At 66.8% G+C, this 24,651-nt stretch carries 29 protein-coding genes and 1 pseudogene; 21 read left to right on the top strand and 9 right to left on the bottom strand.

The genetic code is table 11. The features are described 5' to 3' along the window. Positions 1–6: 6 nt before the first annotated feature. Positions 7–677: pseudogene (locus M3I56_RS22580) on the top strand (alpha/beta hydrolase fold domain-containing protein). A gap of 7 nt (positions 678–684) precedes the next feature. On the opposite strand, the gene M3I56_RS22585 reads toward M3I56_RS22580, so the two are convergent. Both M3I56_RS22585 and M3I56_RS22590 read right to left on the bottom strand, forming a co-directional pair. Further along, a complete protein-coding gene (locus M3I56_RS22585) occupies positions 685–1,539 on the bottom strand; it encodes an NRDE family protein (protein WP_254355888.1) in 855 nt (284 codons plus the stop codon). Between the two features lie 91 nt (positions 1,540–1,630). Continuing rightward, positions 1,631–2,650, bottom strand: a complete 1,020-nt coding sequence (locus M3I56_RS22590) for a folate-binding protein YgfZ (protein WP_254355889.1) — start codon at positions 2,648–2,650, stop codon at positions 1,631–1,633. Between the two features lie 77 nt (positions 2,651–2,727). Here M3I56_RS22590 and mltG point away from each other — a divergent pair, with 77 nt between their 5' ends. The 10 genes from mltG to M3I56_RS22640 all read left to right on the top strand — a co-directional run bounded on the left by mltG (position 2,728) and on the right by M3I56_RS22640 (position 13,063). Further along, positions 2,728–3,738: an endolytic transglycosylase MltG gene (gene mltG / locus M3I56_RS22595; protein WP_254355890.1), complete on the top strand. Its 1,011-nt coding sequence runs from the start codon at positions 2,728–2,730 to the stop codon at positions 3,736–3,738. Then, entirely contained in the window at positions 3,739–4,359 is a 621-nt protein-coding gene (gene tmk / locus M3I56_RS22600) for a dTMP kinase (RefSeq protein WP_028207007.1), read from the top strand. Between the two features lie 87 nt (positions 4,360–4,446). After that, positions 4,447–5,490 carry a DNA polymerase III subunit delta' gene (locus M3I56_RS22605; RefSeq protein WP_254355891.1) on the top strand — a complete coding sequence of 348 codons (1,044 nt, stop codon included), beginning with the start codon at positions 4,447–4,449 and terminating at the stop codon, positions 5,488–5,490. A 53-nt stretch (positions 5,491–5,543) separates the two neighbouring features. Next, positions 5,544–6,329 carry a TatD family hydrolase gene (locus tag M3I56_RS22610; RefSeq protein WP_028207009.1) on the top strand — a complete coding sequence of 262 codons (786 nt, stop codon included), beginning with the start codon at positions 5,544–5,546 and terminating at the stop codon, positions 6,327–6,329. Between the two features lie 67 nt (positions 6,330–6,396). Then, positions 6,397–7,122 carry an ankyrin repeat domain-containing protein gene (locus M3I56_RS22615; RefSeq protein ID WP_051481823.1) on the top strand — a complete coding sequence of 242 codons (726 nt, stop codon included), beginning with the start codon at positions 6,397–6,399 and terminating at the stop codon, positions 7,120–7,122. Between the two features lie 85 nt (positions 7,123–7,207). After that, the gene (locus M3I56_RS22620) at positions 7,208–7,570 is read left to right on the top strand and encodes a Rap1a/Tai family immunity protein (protein WP_028207010.1); all 363 of its coding nucleotides are present in this window, start codon (positions 7,208–7,210) and stop codon (positions 7,568–7,570) included. Between the two features lie 205 nt (positions 7,571–7,775). Beyond that, positions 7,776–9,083: a mechanosensitive ion channel family protein gene (locus tag M3I56_RS22625; RefSeq protein WP_254355892.1), complete on the top strand. Its 1,308-nt coding sequence runs from the start codon at positions 7,776–7,778 to the stop codon at positions 9,081–9,083. Positions 9,084–9,128: 45 nt separating this feature from the next. Further along, positions 9,129–10,535 carry an alpha,alpha-trehalose-phosphate synthase (UDP-forming) gene (gene otsA, locus M3I56_RS22630; RefSeq protein ID WP_254355893.1) on the top strand — a complete coding sequence of 469 codons (1,407 nt, stop codon included), beginning with the start codon at positions 9,129–9,131 and terminating at the stop codon, positions 10,533–10,535. Positions 10,536–10,638: 103 nt separating this feature from the next. Then, on the top strand, positions 10,639–11,805 hold the full coding sequence (locus M3I56_RS22635) for an AAA family ATPase (protein WP_254355894.1): 1,167 nt from the start codon (positions 10,639–10,641) through the stop codon (positions 11,803–11,805). A 190-nt stretch (positions 11,806–11,995) separates the two neighbouring features. Further along, positions 11,996–13,063, top strand: a complete 1,068-nt coding sequence (locus tag M3I56_RS22640) for a glycosyltransferase family 4 protein (RefSeq protein ID WP_254355895.1) — start codon at positions 11,996–11,998, stop codon at positions 13,061–13,063. Positions 13,064–13,086: 23 nt separating this feature from the next. Here the strand turns inward: M3I56_RS22640 and M3I56_RS22645 are convergent, their stop codons facing one another. From M3I56_RS22645 to M3I56_RS22655, 3 genes are all read right to left on the bottom strand, one after another. Then, positions 13,087–13,674, bottom strand: a complete 588-nt coding sequence (locus M3I56_RS22645; protein ID WP_254355896.1) for a YSC84-related protein — start codon at positions 13,672–13,674, stop codon at positions 13,087–13,089. Positions 13,675–13,802: 128 nt separating this feature from the next. Continuing rightward, a complete protein-coding gene (locus M3I56_RS22650; protein ID WP_254355897.1) occupies positions 13,803–14,246 on the bottom strand; it encodes a hypothetical protein in 444 nt (147 codons plus the stop codon). A 325-nt stretch (positions 14,247–14,571) separates the two neighbouring features. Further along, positions 14,572–14,889 carry a PsiF family protein gene (locus M3I56_RS22655; protein ID WP_254355898.1) on the bottom strand — a complete coding sequence of 106 codons (318 nt, stop codon included), beginning with the start codon at positions 14,887–14,889 and terminating at the stop codon, positions 14,572–14,574. 204 nt (positions 14,890–15,093) lie between these two features. On the opposite strand from M3I56_RS22655, the gene M3I56_RS22660 reads away from it, so the two are divergent. Then, the gene (locus M3I56_RS22660; protein WP_254355899.1) at positions 15,094–15,390 is read left to right on the top strand and encodes a YciI-like protein; all 297 of its coding nucleotides are present in this window, start codon (positions 15,094–15,096) and stop codon (positions 15,388–15,390) included. Between the two features lie 52 nt (positions 15,391–15,442). On the opposite strand, the gene M3I56_RS22665 is transcribed toward M3I56_RS22660, so the two are convergent. Then, positions 15,443–16,096, bottom strand: a complete 654-nt coding sequence (locus M3I56_RS22665; RefSeq protein ID WP_254355901.1) for a phosphoribosyltransferase — start codon at positions 16,094–16,096, stop codon at positions 15,443–15,445. Positions 16,097–16,367: 271 nt separating this feature from the next. On the opposite strand from M3I56_RS22665, the gene M3I56_RS22670 reads away from it, so the two are divergent. Next, a complete protein-coding gene (locus tag M3I56_RS22670) occupies positions 16,368–16,589 on the top strand; it encodes a hypothetical protein (RefSeq protein WP_069268061.1) in 222 nt (73 codons plus the stop codon). Between the two features lie 15 nt (positions 16,590–16,604). On the opposite strand, the gene M3I56_RS22675 is transcribed toward M3I56_RS22670, so the two are convergent. After that, a complete protein-coding gene (locus M3I56_RS22675; protein WP_254355902.1) occupies positions 16,605–17,462 on the bottom strand; it encodes a LysR substrate-binding domain-containing protein in 858 nt (285 codons plus the stop codon). Positions 17,463–17,588: 126 nt separating this feature from the next. On the opposite strand from M3I56_RS22675, the gene M3I56_RS22680 reads away from it, so the two are divergent. The 3 genes from M3I56_RS22680 to M3I56_RS22690 all read left to right on the top strand — a co-directional run bounded on the left by M3I56_RS22680 (position 17,589) and on the right by M3I56_RS22690 (position 20,022). Further along, entirely contained in the window at positions 17,589–18,749 is a 1,161-nt protein-coding gene (locus M3I56_RS22680; protein ID WP_254355903.1) for a 2-aminoethylphosphonate--pyruvate transaminase, read from the top strand. A gap of 54 nt (positions 18,750–18,803) precedes the next feature. Next, positions 18,804–19,607 carry a phosphonoacetaldehyde hydrolase gene (gene phnX / locus M3I56_RS22685; protein WP_254355904.1) on the top strand — a complete coding sequence of 268 codons (804 nt, stop codon included), beginning with the start codon at positions 18,804–18,806 and terminating at the stop codon, positions 19,605–19,607. 97 nt (positions 19,608–19,704) lie between these two features. Beyond that, complete coding sequence (locus tag M3I56_RS22690) at positions 19,705–20,022, top strand: YnfA family protein (RefSeq protein WP_028207023.1); 318 nt, start codon at positions 19,705–19,707, stop codon at positions 20,020–20,022. 12 nt (positions 20,023–20,034) lie between these two features. Here the strand turns inward: M3I56_RS22690 and M3I56_RS22695 are convergent, their stop codons facing one another. Continuing rightward, entirely contained in the window at positions 20,035–20,412 is a 378-nt protein-coding gene (locus M3I56_RS22695; RefSeq protein ID WP_254355905.1) for a thioesterase family protein, read from the bottom strand. 425 nt (positions 20,413–20,837) lie between these two features. On the opposite strand from M3I56_RS22695, the gene M3I56_RS22700 reads away from it, so the two are divergent. From M3I56_RS22700 to M3I56_RS22720, 5 genes are all read left to right on the top strand, one after another. Beyond that, positions 20,838–21,191 (top strand): hypothetical protein, encoded by a 354-nt coding sequence (locus tag M3I56_RS22700; protein ID WP_254355906.1) that lies wholly within the window; start codon positions 20,838–20,840, stop codon positions 21,189–21,191. 4 nt (positions 21,192–21,195) lie between these two features. Next, positions 21,196–21,768, top strand: a complete 573-nt coding sequence (locus tag M3I56_RS22705) for a cupin (RefSeq protein ID WP_254355907.1) — start codon at positions 21,196–21,198, stop codon at positions 21,766–21,768. Positions 21,769–21,836: 68 nt separating this feature from the next. Continuing rightward, on the top strand, positions 21,837–22,280 hold the full coding sequence (locus M3I56_RS22710; RefSeq protein WP_254355908.1) for a PRC-barrel domain-containing protein: 444 nt from the start codon (positions 21,837–21,839) through the stop codon (positions 22,278–22,280). A 137-nt stretch (positions 22,281–22,417) separates the two neighbouring features. After that, positions 22,418–23,239, top strand: coding sequence for a polyphosphate kinase 2 (gene ppk2, locus M3I56_RS22715; RefSeq protein WP_254355909.1), 822 nt, complete (start codon positions 22,418–22,420; stop codon positions 23,237–23,239). A 90-nt stretch (positions 23,240–23,329) separates the two neighbouring features. After that, on the top strand, positions 23,330–23,584 hold the full coding sequence (locus M3I56_RS22720; protein ID WP_254355910.1) for an RNA-binding protein: 255 nt from the start codon (positions 23,330–23,332) through the stop codon (positions 23,582–23,584). Positions 23,585–23,698: 114 nt separating this feature from the next. On the opposite strand, the gene arcC is transcribed toward M3I56_RS22720, so the two are convergent. Then, on the bottom strand, positions 23,699–24,628 hold the full coding sequence (gene arcC, locus M3I56_RS22725) for a carbamate kinase (RefSeq protein WP_254355911.1): 930 nt from the start codon (positions 24,626–24,628) through the stop codon (positions 23,699–23,701). Positions 24,629–24,651: the final 23 nt, after the last annotated feature.

The raw sequence follows: 24,651 nt of genomic DNA on the forward strand, positions 1-24,651 counted from the left end.
CTCGACATGGTGGCCCGCGCGGGCCGTGCGCCTTACCACGAGCAGACGGCGCAGGAGGCGCGCGCCGAGTATGAAAAGAGCGCGTCGGTGCTCGAAATCCCGTCTGCACCGATGCATGGCGTGGAAGACCTGCAGGTGCCGATGCGGGACGGCGCGACGATCCGCGCGCGCCTTTATCAGCCGGTCGAGCCGCATTGGGCGGAACCGCTGCCCGTGCTAGCACCGGCGCGATACCGGCGTCGCGCGCTAGCACCGCACAGACCGTGGCAAGGTTCTATCCGGCGGTGAGCGCGCATCAGCAGAGCGAATCGCACCAGCGTCTTGCCGATGGCCACTTGCTGACCGCGCCGACGATCCAGTGGTTCTTCAATCACTATGTGCGTAACGACTCAGACCGCGACGACTGGCGCTTCGCGCCGCTCGACGGCACGCGCGGCGAGCCCGATTTTCGCGGCGTCGCGCCCGCATGGATCGGCGTGGCCGAATTCGATCCGCTCGTGGACGAAGGCGAGGCCTATGCGCAAAAGCTGCGCGAAGCCGGCAACGAGGTCACGCTCGTGCGTTACGACGGCGTGATTCACGAGTTCATCAAGATGGGCGCGTTCCTCGACGAGGCGCGGCGCGCACAGCAGCAGGCCGCCCACGCGCTGCGCGTGGCGTTCGGCACGGGCGACTGAAACGCGCTCAGCCTCTTTCGACGGTGTAGGTCTCGTGGCGCTCGAAGGCGCCCGGGCGGACGACGCGATGCGCGCCGTCGTCGTCGCTGCGCTCGAGCGCTTCCACATCCAGCAGGGTGCCGCGCAGCGTGACGCGCAGCGCCGTGGTGCCGCGCGTCCCGTAGTCGGGCGTTTCGATGAATGCCGCGGAAAGCGCGCGTTCGCGTTCGAGCGAAATGCCCGTGGCGGGCAATTCGCGGTCGGGCGCGACCTGCGGGTCGCGCATCATGTCCACGAGCCGCGCGAGTGGGACTTGCGCGTCGCCCGTCGCGAGCTGCGCGAGTTCCGCGCGCTTGCGTACGAGCTTGGGCCACGGCGTGTCGAGCACGGCATTCGAAATGCCGTGCGTGCCTTCGGGCAGCAAGGCCGGCGCGCGGTCCGCGCGATTGCAGTACCACGCCAGCTCGCGCCGCGTCCAGTCGCCGACGATCAGATTAAAGCCGTTGTAGAGATCGCCCGAGCGCGCGATCTCGTCGAGATAGCCGAGCGGCGTATCGGGGAGACCTTGCGCACCGGTCAGCCAGCGCGAGACGAGCGTGCCGCGAGTGGGCGCGTCGGGGCGCATGTCGTTCGGCGCGCGATAGTTCGTGAGCGCGGCGAAGCGGCCGCTGCGCGTCATGCCGAGCCACGTGCCGCCGCCCACGAGATCGCGGCCCGCCAGCACGCCCGTTGCCGAACTGCCCGGCGACGTGACGTCGTCCGCGGCGTTCCACCAGTGCAGCGGGTCGGCGGTGCGGCGCAGGAACTCGTCGCGGTTGGCCGCGAGCGTGAAAAGCGTGCCGCCGCTCGCGCGTGGACGCCAGTCGAACACGATCAGGCACATGGAGCTGGCCCTTGCAGGGTCGGGTCTGGGGCCGCGCCCGCGCAACGCGAGGCGCCAGGCGCCTCGCGCGCGATGGACGCGGTGCGCAGCGTCAAATTTCGGCCGGCAACGCGTACGGCAGCGGCAACACGCGCAGCGCGGGGCCGTCCGCAGCGCCGAGATGCACGCTGCCCGTTTCGAGCGCGGCAAGCTTGATCTCGGCGAGCAGATCGACACCGCCCTCGGGCGCGGCGGCGGCGTTCACGACCATGCCGCACGGCTGGCTCGGGTCGTCCGAATGAAAGAGTTCGGCGCCCGCATGCGCGGCGTCCAGATTCGCGGCCACATTGGCGAGCGCGGTGCGGCGCTTGATCGTGCCGCGATACTGGCTGCGCGCGACGATTTCCTGGCCAGGGTAGCAGCCCTTGCGGAAGTTCACGCCGCCCAGCACGTCATAGTTGACCATCTGCGGCACGAACTGCTCGCTCACGGCCTGCGTGATGCGCGGCTCGCCCGCGCGAATGTCGAGCCAGTCCCACACCGCCGGCGACACGCGTTTCACCAAACCGTCGAGCTTCGCGAGGCGCTCCTGCACCGCTTCTTTTGGGCCGACCCACAGATAACGCCGCACGCCGGCCGCATCGGGCACGCGGATCAGCGTGCCTGCGGGGTCGTCCACCTTCACGTGCACGCCGTCGGGCAGCGCGTCGAACACGCTCGCGAGCGCGCCGCGCACGTCGCCGGCGAGGCCCACCACGAGCAGCTTGTCGCTGTCGTCGGCGAGCTTGGCCTTGGCGCGCAGCACGAACATCGACAGGCGTTTTTGCACTGATGCCTGCACGTCCTTCGAGATCAGGAGACGGATCGTGTCACCGGTCTTCCAGGTCAGGAACGAGGCGAGCAGACGGCCCTTGGGCGAACAGTAGCCCGCGAGGCGCGCGCCGGCCACGTCGAGATGCTGGACGTCGTTGGTGAGCTGGCTGTGCAGGAAGGTCGCGGCGTCGTCGCCATTGGCGTCGATCACGCCGAACTGCGGCAGGATCGCGTAGGCGCCGCCTTTCAGAACGGCGTCGAAGTCGGCCGTGGATTCAGGAACGGAAAGCGTGGAAGCGGGATCGAGCGGTGAGTTCATGGATTCGGGGAACAGTCAATCCTGACTTTAGCGAGGGCAAGCAGTTATTATATGAGGTCCCCCTGAGTCGTGTTTCCATGTCCCTTCTGAAGAAATGCCTTGTTGCCGGCGCCGCGCTAGTCGTGATTGGCGCCGCCGCGGCAGGCGGTGTATGGCGCTGGGCCACCACGCCGCTCGAACTGGCCGCCCCGCAGCTCGACGTCACCATCAAGCCGCACAGCACCGTGCGCAGCGTCACCCTGCAATTGCGGCGCGGCGGCGTGCCTGTGCAGACGCAACTTTTCGTGCTCATGACGCGCGTGCTCGGCTTGCAGAGTCAGCTCAAATCGGGCAACTACGAGTTCAAGGCGGGCATCACGCCCTATGACGTGCTGCAGAAGATGGCGCTCGGCGACGTGAACGAGTCCGTCGCCACCATCATCGAAGGCTGGACCTTCAAGCACATGCGCGCCGAACTCGACGCGAACCCCGCGCTGCGCCACGACACGGCCGGCATGAGCGACGCCGAACTGCTCGCGGCGATCGGCGCGCCGCCCGCGCCGAACGGCAGCGGCGAAGGGTTGTTTTTCCCCGACACCTATCTGTTCGACAAGGGCTCGAGCGATCTCGACGTGTACCGGCGCGCCTACCACCTGATGCAGACGCGTCTGAACGAAGCGTGGACCGCGCGTGCGCCCGGCTTGCCGCTGAAATCGCCCTACGAGGCGCTGACGCTCGCGTCGCTCGTCGAAAAGGAGACGGGCCGCGCCGCCGACCGCTCGCTCGTGGCGGCCGTGTTCTCGAACCGCCTGAAAGTGGGCATGCCGCTGCAGACCGATCCGGCCGTGATCTACGGTCTGGGCGACAACTACGAGGGGCATTTGCGCAAGCGCGATCTGCAGTCGGACACTCTTTACAATACCTACCTGCGCCTCGGGTTGCCGCCAACGCCCATTGCACTGCCCGGCGTCGCGGCGATCCAGGCGGCGCTCAATCCGGCATCGACGGCTGCGCTGTACTTCGTGGCGCGCGGCGACGGCAGCAGCGTCTTTTCTGACAATCTTGTCGACCACAACAAGGCCGTCGACAAATACATCCGGGGAAATTAAATGGCGCGGGGCCGATTCATCACGTTCGAGGGCATCGACGGCGCGGGCAAGACCACGCATCTCGCCTGGTTTTGCGATCAGCTCGCCCAGAAACTCGCGCCGACGGGACGTACGGTCGTCATGACGCGCGAACCCGGCGGCACGCCGCTTGGCGAGTCGATCCGGGAACTCGTGCTGCATCAACCGATGGACCTCGAAACCGAGGCGCTCCTGATGTTCGCGGCGCGCCGCGAGCACCTCGCCAAGGTGATCGAGCCCGCGCTCGCGCGCGGCGACTGGGTGCTGTCCGACCGTTTCAGCGACGCCACCTTCGCCTATCAGGGCGGCGGCCGCGGGCTGCCGCGCGACAAGCTCGAAACGCTGGAGCGCTGGGTGCAGGGCGGTTTCCAGCCGGACCTGACGGTGCTGTTCGACCTGCCGCCGGATACGGCGAGCGAGCGGCGCGGCGCGGCGCGCGAACCCGATCGCTTCGAAAGCGAATCCGACGCGTTCTTCAAGCGCACGCGCACCGAATACCTGCGCCGTGCGGAAGAGGCGCCGTATCGTTTCGCGATCGTCGATTCGTCGCAGGGCATCGATGCGATTCGCAAAAAACTCGAGCATGTGATCGCAGCGCTTTGATTTCAAGGCGATATTTGGCGTTCTTATAGGGCTGCGCGATCTGCAGGTGAATTCTGCTGAAGATCGCTTAACCGATTGATTCCGAAGATGATCTATCCCTGGCAAACCGACGACTGGCAACGCCTGCAGCAACTGCGCAGCCACTGGCCGCATGCGCTGCTGCTGCATGGGCAGGCGGGCATCGGCAAGCTCCAGTTCGCGCAGCATCTCGCGCAGGGGCTGCTCTGCGAAGCGCCGCAGGCGGGCGGCGAGCCGTGCGGCGCCTGTGCGGCATGCAACTGGTTCGTCCAGGGCAATCATCCGGATTACCGCATCGTCGTGCCCGAGGCCTTGGCGGGCGAGATCGGCCAGGCCGGCGACGATGACGCCAAAGCCGAAAAGGCGGACAAGGCCGACGGCGAAGAGGGCAAGAAGGGCCGCGCGCCAAGCAAGGAAATCCGCATCGAGCAGGTGCGTGCGCTGCTCGGCTTCACGGGCGTGGGCTCGCACCGCGGCGGCCTGCGCGTGGTCGTGCTGTATCCGGCCGAGGCGCTCAACGTCGCCGCCGCGAACGCGCTGCTGAAGACGCTCGAAGAACCGCCCGCGGGCGTGGTATTCCTCGTGGTGTCGGCGCGCATCGACCGCCTGCTGCCGACCATCATCAGCCGTTGCCGTCAGTGGCCCATGGGCACGCCCGCGCCTGATGCCGCCGCGGCCTGGCTTGCACAGCAGGGCGTGGCCGACGCGCCGGCGCTGCTCGCGGAAGCCGGCGGCGCGCCCCTCGCGGCGCTCGCGCTCGCGCACGACGAAAACCGCACGCTGCGCGACTGGACCCTGGCCCAGCTCGCGGCAGGCCCTGCCTGCGACGCCTTCTCCTGCGGCGAAACGCTGCAGAAGCTGCCGGTGCCGCTCGTGCTCGGCTGGCTGCAGCGCTGGGTCTACGATCTGCTCGCCGAGCGCACGGCGGGCCGCCCGCGCTACTTTCCGCAGGCCGCCGGCGGCCTCGCGCGCTGCGCCGCGAAGCTCGACGCTGCGGCGCTGGCGCGCTACCTGAAGACGGTCACGCGCCAGCGCGCCGTGGAAAACCATCCGCTGAATGCGCGCCTCGTGTTCGAGGAACTCTTTCTCGGCTATCGTGAACTGTTCGCCTGACGTGCACGCCGACGTCCACGATCAGACCCGAATCCTCCATCGCAGGACCACCCATGTTTGTCGATTCACATTGCCACATTAATTTCGAGGGCCTCGGCGACCGCCTCCCGCAGGTGCTCGAGAACATGCGCGCGAACGCCGTCACGCACGCGCTATGCGTGTCGGTGGACCTCGAAACGCTGCCTTCGGTGCTCGATATCGCGAGCCGCTACGAGAACGTCTATGCGTCGGTCGGTGTGCATCCCGACCACGAGCACATGCGCGAACCGACGGTGGCCGAGCTGGTCGAGCTGGCTGAGCACCCGAAAGTGGTGGCGATCGGCGAAACGGGGCTCGATTACTATCGCCTGGGCGAGCGCACGATCGCCGACATGGAATGGCAGCGCGAGCGCTTTCGCACGCACATTCGCGCGGCGCACGCCACGGGTAAGCCGCTCATCGTCCATACACGAGCCGCTTCGGACGACACCCTGCGCATCATGGAAGAAGAGCGCGCGGGCGAACCGGGCGGCGTGATGCATTGCTTCACGGAACCGTGGGCGATTGCCGAGCGCGCGCTCGCGCAGAATTTTTACATCTCGCTTTCGGGCATTGTGACGTTCAAGAGCGCGACCGATGTGCAGGAGGTGTCGCGTCGCGTGCCGATCGAGCGCCTTTTGATCGAAACCGATTCGCCGTACCTCGCGCCAGTGCCATTTCGTGGCAAACCCAATGAACCTGCGTACGTGAGCCATGTCGGAAGATTCATTGCACAGCAACGCGGATTGCCGGACGCCGAACTTGGCGCTGTCACCACGCAGAACTTTTTCCGGCTCTTCAAGATCCAGCCGCAGGCCTGAATCGCGAACCGCATGCTGTCAATGGTGTTAAATATCAACGAGATAGCAGATAACGTTAAGGCTTGACATGAACTCGAAACCGCTCCCGCACGCCGCCAACCCTGTTCGCCGTACTGCCGCCGCGCTCGTGCTCGGCGTCGCCGCCACCCTGTTCGGCGCCGCGGCGCATGCCGCTCCGATGGACTCGCTCGTCAAGAGCGTCAAGTTCGACGACGACAAGGGCGTGCAAAAAGCGCTCGCGGGCGGAATGGACCCGAACGCCACCGACGACCAGGGCATGCCGCTCCTCGTGCTCGCCGCGCGCGAGAAGTCCGACAAGGTCGGGGCGCTGCTGCTCGACAACCCGAAGACGAACATCGCCGCCGAAGACCGCGCTGGCGAAAACGCGCTGATGCTCGCCTCGCTCAACGGCGACGTGGACTTCGTGAAGCTCCTCATCACCAAGGGTGCCGAGGTCAACAAGAAGGGCTGGACGCCGCTGCACTACGCCGCCGCGAACGGCAACGACGACGTCGCGAAGCTGCTGATCGGCTATTCGGCCGACGTCAACGCGCTGTCGCCCAACGGCACGACGCCGCTCATGATGGCCGCGCGCGGCGATCATCTCACGACGCTCCAGATGCTGCTCGAGCACGGCGCGACGCTTGGCGCGAAGAACCAGATCGGCATGACGGCGCTCGATTTCGCGCGCCAGTACAAGGCGCCGGACGCGATCAAGGACCTCACGGCGCGCATGACCCAGGCTGGCCTCTCCACGGCGAGCCCGGCAGCGCCGCAAAACAGTGCAAAATAATGGGGATAAAGACGGCCGCACTGGACCAACGCGGCCGCCCGGCGGCGCTAGATGCGCCGCTCCCTACGACAACTCAAGGAGAACCATGCTGCGGGTTCTGATCTGTGCGGGCGCGATGGCGTTGCCGCTCTCCGCTTTCGCATTCACGGCAAGCGACCTCAACCGGCTCTGCACAAAGACCGATGTGGCTTCGCGCAGCGCGTGCGCTGCCTATATCGAAGGTGCCGCGGACGGCATCTTCAACACCATCGACGCCATCGGCGGCACTACCGGACCGCGCGTGGGTCAATACTTCTGCCTGCCGCCCGATGCGCGCTCGGCGCAACTCACCGACGCGGTGCGCAAGTACATCGCCGACAACCCGAACGTGGCCGGCTACAACGCCAGTACCGCCATTTCGCTCGGGCTCGGCAAGGCGTTTCCCTGCAAGACCGGCAACGGCAGTTGAAGCCGGCGGGTTCAAGTCGTAACCCGTAGCGCGTAGATAGACATAGCTGGAACCACGGCGCGGCACCGACCACCGCCGCGCCGTTCATCTTCGAAGCCGCAGCGAGGCCAGCTGTCACCATCGCCGTGGCCGTCCGCGGGCCTGCGCCCGTACCGTTTCCAGGCGTCGCCCTTTGCTCAGGATGCTCAGGAGGAACTGGCCGCAGATGCCGACACTCGACGATCTCTCCCGTTTCATCGACGCGCCGTTGCAGGACTGGCTCGGCACGTTGCTCGTGAGCGCGCTCGCGCTCGTTTTCGCGTTCGCCCTGCACTGGGGCGGCGGCCGCGTCTTGCTGCGCATCGCACGCCCGTATCCGCGCGTCAGCGTGTTCCTGCGCTATATCCGCAAGCCTGCGCTCGCCGTGCTCGCGATCCTCGCGATCGAATTCGTCTGGTGGCAGGCGCCCGATACGCTCCGGCACATCAGCGGTCTGCGCGAGCTGTGCGCGTTCGCGCTGATCGGCGCGATCACCTGGCTTTCGGTGCGCTGTGCGGCGGCGATCGGCGAGGCCATCATCGCCGCCCATCCGCTCGACACCGCCGACAACCTCCAGGCTCGCCGCATCCACACTCAGGCCCGCGTGCTCGCGCGCACGGTGATGGTGCTCATCATCATCGTGGGCGTGGGCGCGGCGCTCATGACCTTCCCGAACGTGAGGCAGATCGGCGCGAGCCTGCTGGCTTCGGCCGGTGTTGCCGGTCTCGTTGCCGGTATCGCGGCACGCCCCGTGCTAGGGAATCTGATTGCCGGTTTGCAGATCGCGCTCTCGCAGCCGATCCGGCTCGACGACGTGGTCGTGATCCAGGGCGAGTGGGGGCGCATCGAGGAAATTACCGGCACCTATGTTTCGGTGCGGATCTGGGACCAGCGGCGGCTCATCGTGCCGCTGCAATGGTTCATCGAGAATCCGTTCGCGAACTGGACGCGCAGCAGCTCGCAGATCATCGGCACGGTGTTTCTGTGGCTCGACTACCGCATGCCGCTCGCGCCGCTGCGCGAGGCGCTCGCGCGCATCGTCGACGGCGCGCCCGAATGGGACCGCCGCGTGCAGGTTTTACAGGTCACCGACGCCAACGAGCGCGCGATGCAGGTGCGCGTGCTGGTGAGTTCGCGCGACTCCGGCCTGAACTTCGATTTGCGCTGCCGCGTGCGCGAAGGGCTGCTCGATTTCGTCAACGAGCACTATCCGCAGTTCCTGCCTCGCGCGCGCGCCGAAGTTTCGGCGGAGCTCGAAAGCAGCACCGGAGAACTGCCGTCCTTCGTGCGGCGCCCGGCGCGGCAGGCGGCGGCGAGCACGGCGGCACATACTGAGGCGGATCCCGTGACGGGCACGCGCGTGCCGGGGGACGGCGAGGAGCTGGAGACGCACCGGCCGGTGCGGCCGGCGTCCGAAGCGGCTAAGGGAGCGGACGCAGCGCAAGCCAATGACGCCCGCGAGCCGGCGACTGAAAGCCGCCGCGACAATCGTTGATAACCGCTGATAGCGGTCGTGAGGGAAAGGAGGAGGAACAGCAAGATGGGCAGACTGATAGTCGTCTCGAACCGCGTGGCGACGCCGACGGAGACCAAGGGCTCGGCAGGCGGCCTCGCGGTCGGCGTATTCGGCGCGCTGAAGGACGCGGGCGGCGTGTGGTTCGGCTGGAGCGGCGACGTGGTGAGCGAGACGGTGGCGAACGCGGGGCCGACGCTCGTCGAAGAAGGCCACGTCACCTTTGCGACCGTCGGCCTCACGCGCAAGGACTACGATCAGTACTACCGCGGATTCTCGAACGCCACGCTCTGGCCGGTCTTCCACTACCGCAACGACCTCGCGCGCTACGAGCGCGACGAATATGCGGGCTACCGCCGCGTGAACGCGTGGCTCGCGCACAAGCTCATGAAGCTGATCCACCCGGACGACAACATCTGGGTCCACGACTATCACCTGATTCCGTTCGCCGAGGCGCTGCGCTCGGAGGGCGTGCGCAACCGCATCGGATTCTTCCTGCATATTCCGTTTCCTTCGCCGCAGGTGCTGCAGACCATTCCGCCGCACGACGAACTTGTCAGGTCGCTGTGCTGTTATGACCTGCTAGGCTTCCAGACGCAGAACGATCAGCAGGCGTTCCACGACTACATCGCGCGCGAGGCGCGCGGCAACGTCAGCGAGCGCGTCGGCAATCCGGAGCACGGCGAGGTCGAGGCGTATGGCCGCAAGCTGCGCACGGGGGTCTATCGCATCGGCGTGTTTCCGGACGAGATCGCCGAGCAGGCCGCGCGTTATGAAAGCCGCCAGCACGTGCTCGACCTCAAGCAGAGTCTGGAAGGGCGCAAGCTCATCATGAGCGTGGACCGGCTCGACTATTCGAAGGGTCTCGTCGAGCGTTTCCATGCGTTCGAGCAGTTGCTGGAAACGTCGCCCGAATGGCGCGGCAAGGTCACGCTCGTGCAGATCGCGCCGCCGACACGCTCGGATGTCGCGAGCTACAAGGTGATACGCGAGGAGCTGGAGCGCGAGGCCGGGCGCATCAACGGCCGCTACTCGGGCCTCGATTACACGCCGATCCGCTATCTGAGCCAGCAGTACGACCGCTGGAAGCTGATGTCGCTCTTTCGCGAGTCGCAGATCGGCTACGTGACGCCGCTGCACGACGGCATGAACCTCGTCGCCAAGGAGTATGTGGCCGCGCAGAATCCGAACGATCCGGGCGTGCTCGTGCTGTCGATCTTCGCGGGCGCGGCGGCCGAACTCTCGGGCGCATTGCTCGTGAATCCTCATGATGCGACCGGCATGTCGGAGGCGCTGGAACGCGCGCTCTCGATGCCGCTCGAAGAGCGCCAGGCGCGCTACCAGACCAACATGGAGGCGCTCAGACGCAACGATCTCGGCGTCTGGCGAGACACCTTCCTGCGCGATCTCGCGGCGGTGCCCCAGCCGCGCTGATCGATACCGGGCACAGGCGGTTCGCGCGCTGGCACGATTGCGTATGATGCGTGGCTGATCCAGGCACCCGCCGCGCAACTGCCACGCAACCCCGCGCACCTCCATGCTGACTACACTCGCCATCGCCAACTACCGCTCGCTGCGCGAGCTCATCGTGCCGCTCGGTGCGCTCAACGTCGTGACCGGTCCGAACGGTAGTGGCAAGTCGAATCTCTATCGCGCGTTGCGCCTGCTCGCGCTCACCGCGCGCGGCGGCGTGATTCCGTCGCTGGCGCGCGAGGGCGGCCTGCAATCCACGCTGTGGGCGGGCCCGGAGCGCTTCTCGCGCGCGGTCGCGGCGGGGGAATACGCAGTACAGGGCACGGTGCGCAAGGATGCGGTGAGCCTGCGCCTGGGCTTCGCGGGCGACGCTTTCGGTTACGCGATCGATCTGGGATTACCGCTGCCTTCGTCCACTTCGCAGTTTTCGCTCGACCCGGTGATCAAGCGCGAGTGCATCTGGAGCGGGCCGATCCTGCGGCCCTCGGCGTTGCTCGTGGACCGCCAGGGGCCGATGATCCGCATCCGCGACGCCTCGGGCGAGTGGACGACACTCGCGCAGCCCGTGGCGAGCTTCGACAGCATGATGACCGAGTACGCCGACCCGCGTGGCGCGCCCGAAATGATCGCCGTGCGCGAGCAGATTCGCTCGTGGCGCTTCTACGACCACTTCCGCACCGACGAGCACGCGAGCGCGCGCCAGGTGCAGATCGGCACGCATTCGCCAGTGCTCGCCGACAACGGCGCAAACCTCGCTGCCGCGCTGCAGACGATCCGCGAGATCGGCGACGGCGAGGCGCTCGATACTGCGATCGGCGACGCCTTTCCGGGCGCGCGCGTCGAAATCGTGAATCACGAAGGCCGCTTCGAGGTGGCGCTGCGCCAGGAGGGGCTGTTGCGGCCGCTGCGCGGCGCGGAACTCTCGGACGGGACCTTGCGCTACCTGCTGCTCGCGGCCGCGCTGCTGAGCCCGCGGCCGCCCGGCCTGCTGGTGCTCGACGAGCCCGAGACGAGCCTGCATTCGGACCTGCTGCCGTCGCTCGCGCGGCTCATCGCGCGGGCGTCGCGGCACTCGCAGGTCATCGTCGTCTCGCACGCGGCTCGGCTCGTGGCGGCGCTGGAGCGCGAGGCCGGCAGCCAGTCGGTCGTGCTCGAACGGCGCCTCGGCGCAACCGGGTTCGCCGATCCGGATACGCTCGAGGTGCCGGCCTGGAAATGGCCCGCCAGGTAGGCCGGTAGGGCAAACGCAGGGGTTGTTTCGGCATGTAACACCGTATAGAAATTGAAAGACTGGCGGCGCGCGCGCCCGGCTTGCCGAATAATGGGACAACTGCTGCGTCGCCGATGGCCGCCCGGACCTGGCTTAGAATGACCGGCACCGCAAGAACGGGCAACGCGGCCCCGTTTCCTGGAGACACTCGATGAGAATTGCGCAGATCGCCCCACTGACCGAATCGGTCCCGCCGAAGCTCTATGGCGGCACCGAGCGCGCCGTGTCGTATATCACCGAAGCGCTGGTCGAACTCGGGCATGACGTCACGCTGTTCGCGAGCGGCGATTCGCTCACGAGCGCGAAGCTCGAGCCCGTGTGGCCCCGCGCGCTGCGGCTCGACCCCGGCATCCGCGACCGCATCGCACCGCACATGCTCCTGATGGAGATGGTGCGCCGCCAGGCCGACCAGTTCGACGTGTTGCATTTCCATATGGACTACTACTCGTTTTCGGTGTTCAAGCGCCAGGAAACGCCGTTCGTGACGACGCTGCATGGCCGTCTCGACCTGCCCGAGCAGCAGCCGGTCTTCGATACGTTCAACACCGCGCCCGTCATCTCGATCTCGAATGCACAGCGCCAGCCCATGCCGCAGGCGCGCTGGCTGCGCACCGTCTACCACGGCCTGCCCGAGACGCTTTACACGCCGCAGCCCGTCGAGCCGCGCTATCTTGCGTTTCTCGGCCGTATTTCGCCTGAAAAACGCGTCGACACGGCGATACGCATTGCCGGGCGCTGCGGGTTGCCCATCCGGATCGCCGCGAAGGTCGACGAAGCTGACCGCGAGTATTTCGAGCGCGACATCAAGCCGTTGCTTGCGCTGCCGCACGTCGAGTACGTGGGCGAGATCAACGACAGCCAGAAGGCCGAATTCCTCTCCGGCGCTCATGCGCTGCTGTTCCCGATCGACTGGCCGGAGCCGTTCGGCCTCGTGATGATCGAGGCGATGGCGTGTGGCACGCCAGTGATCGCGTTCAATCGTGGTGCGGTGCCGGAGGTGGTGGAGGAGGGCGTGACGGGCTTTATCGTCGAGGACGAGATCGGCGCCGTGGCGGCGGTGAACCGCATCGCGCGCGTTCCGCGCGCCGGCGTGCGGCGCCGCTTCGAAGAGCGTTTCACCTCGCACCGCATGGCGCAGGAGTACGTGCAGGCGTATGAGGCGGTGATTCGCGCGAACAAGCGCTCGCGCTTCAAGGTGATCGATACGTCCGCGACCTGAGCACGCGGACGTTCGCGCTGCGCTTAGAGGTCGAGTTTCGTGATCTTCGTGCCGCCGAGCGAGAGGTCGCCGATCAGCCCGCTGTTGGTGAGCACGAAGACCTGCACGGGCTTGGTGGCCGTGGTGGTGTCGATCGAGCCGTTCGCGCCGACCTTCACGAGCGCGACCGATGCGTCGCCGCCTGCCGACCAGCCGCTCGAATTGCGGAATTTCGCCAGCGCGTCTTCGGTCATGAAGAGATAGATGACGGACTTCGACTGCACGCCTAGCGTTGCGCCGACCGAAGCCGACGACGTGCTGTAGAAGCCAACCGTGCTGCCGCCCACGCGCAGCGCGCCGTCGCCGTGTTCGCCGCCGACGCCGATGCCCGCCTGGATCACCCGCGGAAACACGAGAATGCCGCGAGCCTTGCCGACCAGCTCGCGCGAGCCTGGCACGGTCTGATAGAGGCGCGACAGGGTGGCGTCGACGTCGGAGTTGATCGACTGGGCGCGCGATGCATTGGTCGCGGCACTGGGTGCCTGGCTACCGGTGGTGGTGCAGCCCGAGAGTGCCGCGACGCCGACGGCGATTGCGACAGAAGCCTTCAAAAGCATGCGAGATGCGGTCATCTTGTTCTCCGTTCTTGTTGCCGGGCGCCGCGATGTCACGGCGTCCAGTCGTTATACCCGAACGTGCCGACCCGCACTTTGAGGCTGCGCAGCACAAACGCTGCGCGCTGGAGCATGCACGAAAAGCGCTAGCGCTCCGGCACTGGCTTGGCCGTGGGCCGCCGCAGGGCGCGCTTCACGCCGCCGAGCAGCACGCCGATCGCGAGCAGCACTGCAGCGGGCACGACCCAGTAACCGACGAACGCGTGCCACAAGTAGCCCGCGAGCGTCGTGCGCCGCACGGCGTATTCGTCGCGCGCTTCCTGCTGGCGCTGCGCGTTCGCCGCGAGCACCCCGGCGGGGCAGCCGGCTGCACGCGCGGTTTCGGGCGTGCCGTGGCAGCGCAGCGGGGCGCCGGCGTCGCGCTCGGCGTCGGTGAAGGTCCAGGTGGTCAGCGCGCGCTGCAAATCCGCGCGGTTATACGCCATCTCGTCCTGAACCTCGCGCACCACGACGATCATCACCGGCACGAGCCAGAAGGTGATCACCATGAGCCAGCGGCGAAACCAGCGGTTCTTGTGTCTCCATGCCATCTGCGCCTCCGTTCGATGCCATTGGCATCAACGTCAACGCGGCAGCCCGATGGCTAATGTGTGATTTCTCGGGGAGGGGCCGCCGCTGCAGCCATCATAGGAGAAAAACGGCACGTCCGAATGCGGGGGATGACGCAATTCCGCGCAAACCTGCACGATTTCGCATACGCGATGATTCGCACAACCGGCGACGCGGGCGCGCGGAGATCGAACAACCGCTGCAACGCACAAAACCGGCGCATAAAAAAACGCGCCGCAGCAAACGCTGCGGCGCGCGGATCCTGCCGATGCAGAAGGGTGCGGGAGGGTGCCCGAACCCCTTCGCTCAGCTCTTTGTCGATAGGCAGGTCTTCATAAATGCCTTGCGGTCGTCGCCTTTCTTGTCGCCGGCCTGGGCGTTGCACGCCTTCATGCGCTCCTGCTGGGTCATGGTCGGAGCGGGGGTGCCGGCAGCCGAAAGGCACTGCTTCATGAATGCCTTGCGATCGTCGCCTTTCTTGTCGCCGGCCTGGGTGTTGCATGCCTTCATCTTGTTCTGCTGGCTGTTCGCCGCCGGCGCAGCGGGTGCGGCGGTTTGTGCGAACGCCGGCGCGGCCAGCGCGCCGCCCAGCACGATTGCAGCAATGACGGATTGCATCTTCATCGTTCACTCCCTTGACTTTGGACGTTCTCAGTGACGTGCGGCCCGCCGTGAATGGCCGGTGCGACTCTCGCGCGCCGCCATTATGGCAAAGCCGCCATTAAAACGACGCAGCAATGTGTTCGGTTGACGCGTGGGCTGCTGCACAATGTTCGCTATCGGCCGTCGACCCTGTCCGGCGCGGCCGCAACAGCACGGAGAACGCGGATGCATTACCTCTTGATGTACGAACTCGCAGACGACTACCTCGAACGCCGTCCCGAACACCGCAGCGCGCATCTGGAACTGGCATGGGCCGCCGTCGAACGCGGGGAGTTGCTGCTAGCGGGGGCGATTGCCGATCCCGTCGACAATGCGCTGCTGCTTTTTCAGGGCGACAGCCCGGCCGCGGCCGAAGCGTTCGCGCGCGCCGACCCGTATGTGCTCTCGGGGCTCGTGAAGCATTGGCGCGTGCGGCCCTGGCAAACGGTAGTGGGCGAAGCGGCGTCGAATCCGGTGCGATAGAGCGCGAGAGCAGCGGTTGTGAGAGCGGCGGCACGTCCGGCGCGGCCTGGATCTACGCGTCGTCAGCCGCCGCTTGAGCCAACAGGTCGCGCACGGTGTCGTCGCTAACCTGATCGAAGTCGAGATAGAACTGGCCGACGCTGTAGAACGCCTCGGGCATCCGCGCGCAGACGAACTCGTCCACGGTCCCGCCGAGCCGGTCCTGCGAGCCCGCGGGTGCAACCGGCAGCGCCGCGACGATGCGCGCGGGGCCCAGCGTGGCGAGCGCGAGCGCCGCTGCCTTGAGCGACGCGCCCGTGGCCATGCCGTCGTCGACGACGACCGCCACACGGCCCGCCACGGCTAGCGGCGCACGCTCGCCGCGATAGCGCGCCTCGCGCCGTCCAAGCTCGATGCGCGCAAGCGCCATGGCACTCTGCAACTGTGCCTCGCTCACGCCGGCGCTGCGCACGAGCGCGCTGTCCACGTACTGTGCGCCGTTCGACGACAGCGCGCCCATGGCGAGTTCCGTCTGCCAGGGCAGGCCGAGCTTGCACACGGGCAAGACATCGAGCGGCACATGCAGCGTCTTCGCGACTTCATAGGCTACCGGCACGCCGCCGCGCGGCAGCGCGAGCACGATGACGTCGCGTCTGTCCGCGTAGGCCGAGAGCGGGCCGGCGAGCAAACGGCCCGCCTCGCGGCGATCGGTAAAGGGGCGTTCCATGAAGAGCTCCTCCCATCTCGTTGCAGGCAAACAGGCAAATGGCCGCGCGACGATGCGTTCAGTTTGCCACTCGCGGCCACATGCTGCTGCTAAAAGAGCCACCCCCCGCAGGCCCCCACGAAGCGGCGCGCGGCGCGAGCGGGGCATGCATGCCACCGCCCGCGTGATCCAATGCGGGGCGGCGCTCATTTGCATACGTGGATTTCTCGTTTGGCGCTGGCGTGTCGCCTCGCTACGATGAAGTCGATCCCGCCACCGACGAGGTCTAGCCATGTCCGAATCCGCCTCCTTCAAGCCGCGCGTCGTCGAACCTGTCGTGCCCGATGCGCCCGACGGCCTCGGGCTCGCCGTCGAACTCTGGCTCGCGCGCCCGGTCGACGGCATTGCGGGCCGGGCGCTGCGCATTCACCTGCGCCACGGGGCGCGCATGGAGCAGGCCGAAACGCTGCGCGATCTGCTCCATGCCGTTGGCACCGCCATCGTGGTGTCCTGACGGCCCTCCCGCCGCTCAATCGAGCGGGGTGGCGAAGAGCGCGTCAAGCAGATTCGACGAGGACGTGTCGGCGAGGCGCGTGAGCGATTCGACCATGCGCACCTGGCAGTCCACGAGCGGCAGCATGCGAATGCGCCGCGACTCGCCGAATTCCGCATGCGCGATCACGCCCACGCCCACACCCTGCGCAATGGCCGTTTGCAATGCCTCGCGGCCGTCCACGTAGAGCACGGGCTGGACCTGCAGTCCTTTACGCACGAGTTCGGCTTCGAGTAACTGCTGCGTGACCGAATGCGTTTCGCGAAACACCATCGGCTCAAGCACGAGCTCCTCGTAAGTCATACGGCGCTTTTTCGCGGCGGGACTCTCGGCGGGCACGACCGCGACGAGCGGTTCCTCGCGCAGCACGCGCGCCTGCAGTCGGCTGTGCACCTGGCGCGCGGCCGTGATCGCGGCGTCGGCTTCGCTCGCGAGGACGCGGCGCATGCATTCGGTCGCGTTCGCAATCGAGAGCTTGATCACCACCCCCGGATAGCGCCGCCTGAACGCGCCGATCAGCTTGATGGCGAGGTCGGGCGCGTCGGCGGCGAGGGCAAGTTCGCCCGATTCGAGCGCCCCCGCCGCTTCGAGCAGCCGCCGCGCGTCGCGTTCGCACCCCACCATCTGGCGCGTCACCGCGAAGAGTCGTCGCCCCAGTTCCGTAAGTTCGACACCGCGAGGCCCGCGCTCGAACAGTTTGACCCCGAAATCCTGTTCGAGCCGCCGCACATGGTCCGATATGGCCGGCTGCGTGAGTGAGAGCGCCTGCGCGGCGCGTGAGAACCCGCCGTGTTCGGCGACGGCGTGAAAGGCCCGCAACTGCGCGTATTGCATGTCGAAGCGCTCCGGCAACAGGGGACAAGTTCAGCTTATACAGCCATCGATTATATCGATTTTACCGATGGATAGGGCTGCGCTAACGTGTCGGCATTGACTGTCCCGACGCCCACTGGAGCCCGCATGACCACCCCCTCCGAGCCGTATCTCCTGACCCCCGGACCGCTTACCACTGCGGCTTCGACCAAGGCCGCGATGCAGCGCGACTGGGGCTCGTGGGACGCCGACTTCCGTGCCATGACCGCGCAATTGCGCGCTGCGCTGCTTCAGATCGCGGGCGACGAGCAGGGTGAATACGACTGCGTGCCGTTGCAGGGCAGCGGCAGCTATTGCGTCGAGGCAATGCTCGGCAGTTTCGTGCCGCGCGACGGCCACGCGCTCGTGCTCGCCAACGGCGCGTATGGCAAGCGCATCGCCACGACGCTGCGCTACCTGGGCCGCCAGCACACCGTGCACGACACCGGCGACTACCTGCCGCCGCGCGCCGAAGACGTCGAGCAACTACTGATCGCGAACCCGGACATCACGTATGTCGTCGCCGTCCACTGCGAGACCAGCTCGGGCATTCTGAACCCGATCGAAGAGATTGCGGCCGTGACGGCCCGCCAGGGGCGGCGCCTACTGGTCGACTCGATGAGCGCGTTCGGCGCGGTGCCGCTCGACGTGCGCACGCTGCCTTGCGACGCGTTCGTCTCCTCGGCCAACAAGTGCATCGAGGGCGTGCCGGGCTTCGGCTTCGTGATCGCGAAAAAAGAAGTCCTGAACAACGCAAAGGGAGTGAGCCACTCGCTCGCGCTCGATATCTACGACCAGTGGGACGTCATGAATCGCACCGGCCAATGGCGCTTCACGCCGCCCACGCACGCGGTGGCCGCGTTCATCGAGGCGCTGCGTTTGCACGCGCTCGAAGGCGGCCAGCCGGGGCGCCTCGCGCGCTATGCGCGCAACCGCGACGTGCTCGTCGAGGGCATGCGCGGGCTAGGCTTCGAGCCGCTGCTGACCGAAGCCTGGCGCTCGCCCATCATCGTCACGTTCTTTTCCCCGGCCGATCCCGCATTCGACTTCGCGCGCTTCTACGAACTGATGAAGACGCAGGGTTTCATCATCTATCCGGGCAAGCTGACAAGCGTGGAGAGCTTTCGCATCGGCTGCATCGGCGCGCTCGACGAGACCGTCATGCGCCGCGTCGTGGCCGCGTGCGGCGAAGCGCTGCGCACGCTCGGCGTGGCAAGTGCTGCGCCCGCGCCGCTCGACCTCGGCGCACGCGAAGCGCTCGCCGCTTGATGCTCGCATACCGTCAAGACTCCACATCATCGACTTTTTAGCAGGACGCATGCAATGAAACACGTCAAGGCAGTGATCTTCGACTGGGCCGGCACCGTGGTCGACTACGGCTCGCGCGCGCCAATGGGCGCCTTCGTCGAGACCTTCGAGCAATTCGGCGTGCCGATCACGATCGACGAGGCGCGCGGGCCGATGGGCATGGCCAAGCGTCCGCACATCGCGGCGCTGATGGCGCTGCCGCGCGTCGCGGCGGCATGGGAGGCGCGCTACGGCCACGCGCCGGGTGAAGCCGATATCGACGCCGTGTATGACGTCTTCGTGCCGAAGAACATCGCCGTGGCCGCGCAGTACAGCGACGTGATTCCGGGCGTGGCAGCCGTGACCGCCGCGCTGCGCGCCGATGGCGTACGCATCGGCACGACCACGGGCTACACGCGCGAGATCATCGACCAGATCGTGCCAGGCGCGAAGGCTCAGGGTTTCGAACCGGACAGCATTGTTTGCACAGGCGACACGCCCGAGGGCCGGCCTTCGCCGTACATGATCTATCGCACGCTGCCGCAGCTCGGCGTGTGGCTCGCGCGCGACGCGATCAAGGTGGACGACACCGAAGTCGGCATCGAGGAGGGCATCAACGGCGGGACATGGGCGGTGGGCGTCGCGGTGAGCGGCAACGCGTTCGGCCTGTCCGAGAACGAAGTCCGCGCGCTCGCGCCCGACGAATTCGCGCGCCGCCGCTCCGCGGCCGCGGAACGCCTGCGCGCGGCGGGCGCGCACTATGTGATCGACAGCGTCGCCGATCTGCTGCCCGTGGTGAACGAGATCGAAGCGCGGCTTGCCCGCGGAGAGCGGCCCTGAGCCCACCTGAAGGGAGCTGAGCGGTACGTTGCGAAAATCGCGCAGGCGGCCTCGCCGCTTGCGTTACCATGGGCGCCCCAGCCATTCGCCGCCGCCCATGAAGACGTTTGTGCTTTTCGTCGTGACCGCGTTCGCCGAGATCATCGGCTGCTATCTGCCTTACCGCTGGCTGCGCGAAGGCGCGAGCGCCTGGCTCCTCGTGCCCGCCGCGGCCTCGCTCGCGCTCTTCGCGTGGCTGCTCACGCTCCATCCCACGGCCGCCGGGCGCACCTATGCGGCCTACGGCGGCGTCTATGTCTGCGTGGCGATTCTCTGGCTCTGGGCCGTCGAGGCGATCCGGCCGAGCCCCTGGGACTGGGCCGGCATCGGCTTCACGCTCGCCGGCATGGCGCTCATCATGTTCCAGCCGCGCTGAGCGAATCCAGGCTCAGCCGAGCGTATTGACCTGCGGAAACTTGTCGCGGAAGGCCTGCGGCATCGGCACGACCTTTTTCGCTTCGTAGTCGAAGAACACGAAGCCCGATTTCGCCATGGCGATGAGCGCGCCATCGGCGGGCCGCGTGATGCGGAAGATGATGTCGCCGCCGTACTTGTTGAAATCCATGATGCCCACCTCGAAGCACAGCGCGCCGCGATCCTGCGCCTCGGCGCAAAAGAAGAGGGTGTGGTGCGGCGCGAACGCATCATGCCGGACGGCCGCAAGCGCGATTCCGTGCGCTTTATCATCATCGAGGACGAATGGCCCGAGGTGAAGGCGGGCCTGTTGCGCCGGCTGCTGGGCGCCGACTGAGCGCTGCCGCGTCATGGCGGCCGGGAACGCTAGCGCAGGCGCTCGGGTGGCGCTTCAGGCGGCGGATCGCCTGCCGGCACGGGCGGCGGCTCGACGTCCGGCACCACCGGAGGCGATGGCGGCCGACGCGGATTATCGGGCTCCTCGGTCGGCAGATGAGCCTCGGGGCCGCGTCGAACACGGGCGGCGAGAAGGAAATTCGAACGCATAGACCTCTCCGGGATGCGCGAAGCGTGCGCCTGATGTGGCACCGCGGTACCTCGGCACCGTGTTCGCGCGAATCCATTTGCCCGACTGGCCGCAAACGCCGTGCCGGGCTCGGGCCTGCCCGGGCCGGTACGCGGGTTGCTGCTTTTTAAGCAGGGACCTTCGCCGTCAGCTCGCTTCGATGTTGCGGGGTCCTCGCACCCGGGCTCGCATCGTACTGAAATGGAGGACCGATGACTATGCACACCCCACCGACGAAGGGTTTCATGGCCGGCGCGCTCGCGCTGGCACTCGTCCTGGAAGGAGCGGCGGCGGGCGTGGCGCTCGCGCAGGACAACACCGGCGCGGATCGACCGTCCACGGCACCCGCCACGGAGTCGAACGGGGCGAAGGCCAACGGCGTGTACCCGGCGCCGACCCAGGGCGTCGAACAAGGCGTGCCCGCCAACAAAGGCGCGCAGGCCACGCGAACGACGCATTCCTCGAAACACAAACCGCATCACGCGAAGCAGCCGGTAAAGGGCGCGGCAAAAGAAACGACAAACGGCGCAGCGAACGCGTCGGCCGCCAGCGATGCGAGGGAGTAAGACGATGCACGAAAATCGCGCCTTTCATTTTCAGCGCCATCTGCGCGAAAGCCGTCTGGCCCAAGGCAAAAGCGGTGTGGAAACTTTCTTCCTGGCCGGGCACGGATGGGTGCCGAACAACGCCCGGCTTCCCGTCATCGTCTATCGGCGCGCGCTGGCGCCGGGCCCCCATGACCTTGCAAGGGCGTTCAACGAGCGCTTCGAGGCGAACGGCTGGCCGGTGCAATGGCTCGACGGCGTGTTCGACTATCACCATTTCCACTCCACGGCGCACGAGGTGCTCGGCGTGTTCGCGGGCACGGCCGAGCTGATTCTCGGCGGCCCGGGCGGGCGCGTGCTGCGCGTGCATGCCGGCGACGCGCTGCTGCTGCCGGCCGGCACGGGCCATTGCCTGCTTTCGCTGGCCGGCGGCTTCCGCGTGGCGGGCGGCTATCCGCGCGGGCAGCAGTGGGACATCCGCCGCGACGTTCTGACGTCGGCGGAGTTGCGCGCCATGCAGGCGCTCCCGTATCCCGCTAGCGATCCCCTTTACGGCGAACGCGGCCCGCTGATCGAGCACTGGCTCGCGCAAGCCTGAGTGCGCCAGGCACAGCGCTTGCATTCGCGCGGTATTCACCGTGCATTCGCACAAAGGAGGGGGATACCATGACGACACAATCGAATCGCCCACTGGATTTGTGTGACCTCGCTTGCCGCCGCGCAACTGCGTTCGTTGTCGCGTTTGGGTGCGTGTTCGGCTGTGCACTGGGCGTGCCGTCTGCCGCGCTCGCGCAGGGGGCTCCGCAATCGATCGCCGTGCAGCGTATGGCGACGGTGCAGTCGGGCACCGGCTTTCGCGCCTCGAAGCTCGTGGGCTCCGATGTCTACGACAATAGCGGCAGCAAGATCGGCGCGATCGACGACATCGTGCTCGAGTCGCCTAACCAGGGCGCCTTCGCGATTCTCTCCGTGGGCGGCTTCCTCGGTTTGGGCAAGCATCTCGTGGCCGTGCCGTTCAACGACCTGCGCATCGACCGCAAACAGATCGTGCTGCAGGCCGACAAGGACCAACTGAAGGCCATGCCCGAGTTCAATTACGCGCACGAATGACGCGCTCGTACGCGAGCGTGATTGCCGGACGTCAAGACGGCCAGTGCCTGAGTCTAAAGTCTTATTGCGCGCCCTTCGTCCACACACCATAGTGGATGGATGCCTCGTGTGAGGCGTCTGAAGCGGGGAGCGATTCAATGGCGAAGAAAGACGAAGTCAAGGCCGCGAGCGCAGCCGTGCCGACGGAAAAACTCAGCGAAAAGGCCTATCAAGAGGAACTCGAGCGCCTGCATGGCGAACTCGTTCGCTTGCAGGAGTGGGTGGTCCAGAAGCGCCTCAGGGTATGCATCCTGTTCGAAGGCCGTGACGGCGCAGGCAAGGGCGGCACGATCAAGGCGCTCACCGAACGGGTCAGCCCGCGCGTGTTTCGCGTCTTCGCGCTGCCCGCGCCCACGGAGCGCGAGAAGTCGCAAATGTACTTCCAGCGCTACCTGCCGCTGTTGCCCGCCGCGGGCGAGATCGTGGTGTTCGACCGCAGCTGGTACAACCGTGCGGGCGTCGAGCGCGTGATGGGTTTTTGCACGCCGGAACAGGCGACGGAATTCCTGCGCGGGGTGCCGCTCATCGAGCGCGCCATCATCGACTCGGGCACGATCCTCATCAAGTTCTGGCTCGAAGTGAGCCAGAAAGAGCAGACCCGGCGCCTCGAAGGTCGCATCAACGATCCGCGCAAGATCTGGAAGCTTTCGCCCATGGACCTCCTGTCGTATAGCCGCTGGTACGACTATTCACGGGCGCGCGACGAAATGTTCGACATGACGGATACGCCGGAATCCCCATGGTTCGTTGTCCGATCCGATGACAAGAAGCGTGCGCGTCTGAACGTCATCAGCCATATTCTGAACACCATTGCGTACAAAGCGCTGCCGCGCGAGAAGGTCACGCTGCCCGAACGCCAGAAGCCACAAGGCTACCGCGACCCGGACTATCCTTACCGCTACGTGCAGGAGAAGTACTGAGCGGCATGGCGTTCGATCCGGCGCAGCCTGTCGTCGCGCCGGATCAAACCACACTATCATCACGATTGAACGCTCACGAGGGGTTAGACCATGGCCGAGCTGCTGCTGGGTAATATCGACGAACACGTCACGGATGCCGAAATCAACGAGTTTCTGGAGCGCTACGGTTTTCCGCCATACGACGCGATTCAGCGTATCGAGGGGGCGGGCCGTCCCGGCGCGCTGCTCACCTTCCACGCCGCGAGCGAGGAGGGGCTGCGCAGGTTGCAGGGCCGCATTAACAACCTGTTCTGGCGCGACCACACCATCAGCGCCCAGGTCATGCCGCCGCCACGCGAGGAGTAGGCGCCACGCAAACGCACAACAGGGCGCGCACCGCGGCTTCGCCAGCTGCGGTGCGCGCCCTGCATTTTCAGGCGCCGTTTCGACGCGCCCGCTCTCAGGCCGAACAGGCCAGCCTTAATGGAAGATCAAGCCCGGCCTGCCCGTGCTCACGCGCGTGCCCGCCTTGCCCTGGGTAATCGCCACGATATCGGCCAGCGCGCCGATCACCGCATCCTTGCCGGTGTTGCGCGCGAACTCCGCGGCCGCCATGACCTTCGGTCCCATCGACCCGGCCGCGAAGCCCAGTTTCTCCAGTTCGTCGGGATGCGCGCTCGCAATCGCCTTTTGCGACGGCTTGCTCCAGTCGACGTACGTGGCGTTCACGTCGGTGGCGATGATGAGCATATCGGCCTCCAGCTCCTGCGCGAGCAGGGCGGAGCACAGATCCTTGTCGATCACGGCCTCCACCCCGCCCAGCTTGTGGCCTTCGCCGTAGAGCGTCGGAATGCCGCCGCCGCCCGCGCAAATCACGATCGTGCCGCGCTCCAGCAGCCATTTCACGGGGCGGATCTCGAAGATGTGCTTCGGCCGCGGGCTCGCCACGACACGCCGGAACTTGTCGCCGTCCGGGGCGATGGCCCAGCCGCGCTCGGCGGCGAGCGTCTCCGCCTGCTCCTTCGTGTAGACCGGGCCTATCGGCTTGCTCGGATGCTGGAACGCCGGATCGTTCGCGTCCACTTCGACCTGGGTGAGGATGGTCGCGAAGGGCACCTCGTACGGCAGGAGATTGCCGAGTTCCTGCTCGATCATGTAGCCGATCATGCCCTCGGTCTGCGCGCCGAGCACGTCGAGCGGGTAGCCGGGCACGTCCTTGTAGGCCTCTCCCTGCAGCGCGAGCAGGCCGACCTGCGGCCCATTGCCGTGGGCGATCACCAGTTCGTTGCCCTGTGCGATCTGCGCGATCTGGGTGGCCGCGAGGCGCACGTTCTCGCGCTGGTTCTCCGCCGTCATCGGCTCGCCGCGACGCAGCAGCGCGTTCCCGCCAAGCGCAATCACGATTCGCATGTCTGACTCCCAAGGTGATGCGT

Origin of the sequence: Paraburkholderia sp. CNPSo 3281 (assembly GCF_024206515.1) — a bacterium.
In the GTDB taxonomy this organism is placed as follows: domain Bacteria; phylum Pseudomonadota; class Gammaproteobacteria; order Burkholderiales; family Burkholderiaceae; genus Paraburkholderia; species Paraburkholderia nodosa.